A 2,265-nucleotide genomic window follows, 5' to 3' on the forward strand; every position below is an offset into this window, starting at 1 on the left:
ATGATGGAGCCTGCCTGAAGGTTCAGGGTTTTCAGGCTTTCTTCAAAGAGTTCCGCAAAGCTTTCGCTCATTTTAATTCCTGTAGATGAGGGCGAAGAAAACGCCCATCTCCACACCCCAGACGGTGTGGGTTAGTTTCATTTAAAAGAAGCACCGCAGGACTATGACTGGTCCCCTGCGGCCCTCTTGGTCACCCGGCGATATCGCGAATGGCGATCTCGCTCATGATGCGTTCAAGCACCTGATCGATGGAAAGCTCCGTGGAATCCAGCTGAATCGCGTCGGCCGCCGGCTTGAGCGGGGCTACTGCGCGCTGGGTGTCACGCTCATCGCGCGCACGGATCTCATCTAGCAGACTCGACAGACTAACACCCTCGACTTTGCCCTTCAACTGCAAATATCGACGGCGCGCCCGCTCCTCGGCACTGGCGGTGAGGAAAATCTTCAGCGGTGCGTCCGGAAAAACCACCGTGCCCATGTCGCGACCGTCGGCCACCAGGCCCGGCGCTTCCTGGAACGCGCGCTGGCGCTGCAGCAGCGCCTCGCGCACGGCGGGCAGCGCAGCCACTTGCGAAGCGCCGGAACCGACACTTTCGGTGCGGATGACATCACTGACTTCGTCGCCTTCCAGAATGATCCGCTGCAGCTGACCTTCGGTCGCCGCGATGAACTGCACATCCAGATGAGCGGCCAATGTCTTCAGCAACTCTTCATTGGTCAGATCGACGCCATGGTTGTGCGCAGCAAACGCGAGCAATCGATAAAGCGCACCGGAATCCAGCAGGTTCCAGCCCAGACGCTTGGCCAAAATCCCGGCGACCGTGCCTTTGCCGGAGCCGCTTGGCCCATCGATGGTGATGACCGGTGCAATGTTTTTCACGACTGAGCCTCTTGTGCCACACGAATGCCGACTTGCCCGCACAGCGCGAGGAAGTTGGGGAACGAGGTCGCGACGTTGGCGCAATCATGGATGCGGATCGGTGCGTTAGCGCGCAACGAGGCGACGCTGAAAGCCATGGCGATACGGTGGTCGCCGTGACCGTGCACTTCCCCGCCGCCGATCTGGCCGCCGTCGATGATGATGCCGTCCGGAGTCGGTTCGCATTTGACGCCTAGCGCCAGCAAGCCGTCCGCCATGACCTGAATCCGGTCGGATTCCTTGACCCGCAGCTCTTCAGCGCCGGTCAGCACGGTACGCCCTTCGGCACACGCAGCCGCAACGAACAGTACCGGGAATTCGTCGATGGCCAGGGGCACCAGTTCTTCCGGAATCTCGATACCTTTGAGTCTAGCTGCCCGTACGCGCAAGTCAGCCACCGGCTCGCCGCCAACCTCGCGCTGGTTTTCCAGAGTGATGTCAGCGCCCATCAGGCGCAGGATGTCGATGACGCCAGTACGGGTCGGATTGATGCCGACGTGCTCGAGCACCAGCTCCGAACCCTCGGCAATCGAAGCTGCGACCAGGAAGAACGCCGACGACGAGATATCGCCCGGCACTTCGATGTGGGTCGCGGTGAGCTTGCCGCCAGACTCGACCGAAGCCGTGGCGCCGTCGACACTGACCGGGTACCCGAAGCCACGCAGCATGCGTTCGGTGTGGTCGCGGGTCGGTGCCGGCTCGGTCACGGTGGTCTTGCCTTCGGCGTAGAGACCGGCGAGCAGCAGGCAGGATTTCACCTGGGCGCTGGCCATCGGCATGGTGTAAGTCAGGCCCTTGAGCTTGTGGCCACCGCGAATGGTCATCGGCGGACGACCTTCGGCGGCGGTCTCGATCACGGCGCCCATTTCCCGCAGCGGATTGGCCACGCGGTTCATCGGGCGCTTCGAAAGCGAGGCATCACCCGTCAGGACACTGTCGAAGTTCTGCGCAGCCAACAGGCCGGAAAGCAGACGCATCGAAGTGCCGGAATTACCCAGATAGATCGGGCCCGGCGCAGGTTCCAGGCCGTGCAGACCGACACCATGGATGGTCACGCGGCCGTGGTGTGGGCCTTCGATGACCACGCCCATGTCGCGAAACGCCTGCAAGGTCGCCAGGGCGTCTTCGCCCTCGAGGAAGCCTTCGACCTCGGTGACGCCTTCGGCCAGCGAGCCGAGCATGATCGAACGGTGGGAAATCGATTTGTCACCCGGTACGCGAATCCGACCGGACGGGCGGCGAGCGGGTTGTGCGAGGCAGATGAGATCGTGGGAGTTCAGAGCGTCCACATAGGCCCTGCGGGCCAGGATTTTACTGAAATGCTCGCGGGCTACCCGGGCGCGCGT

2 protein-coding genes are annotated in these 2,265 nt (G+C 62.4%); both read right to left on the reverse strand.

Features of this window, described 5'->3' with window-relative positions; translation table 11 throughout:
* Positions 1 to 190 precede the first annotated feature (190 nt).
* Positions 191 to 880 (reverse strand): (d)CMP kinase, encoded by a 690-nt coding sequence (gene cmk / locus ACIGDJ_RS27720; RefSeq protein ID WP_024013869.1) that lies wholly within the window; start codon positions 878 to 880, stop codon positions 191 to 193.
* The coding region (gene aroA / locus ACIGDJ_RS27725; RefSeq protein ID WP_397504694.1) for a 3-phosphoshikimate 1-carboxyvinyltransferase at positions 877 to 2,265 on the reverse strand (1,389 nt) is incomplete at its 5' end. The genes cmk and aroA, both read right to left, overlap by 4 nt.

Source organism: Pseudomonas sp. NPDC079367, from assembly GCF_044542195.1.
Lineage (GTDB): Bacteria > Pseudomonadota > Gammaproteobacteria > Pseudomonadales > Pseudomonadaceae > Aquipseudomonas.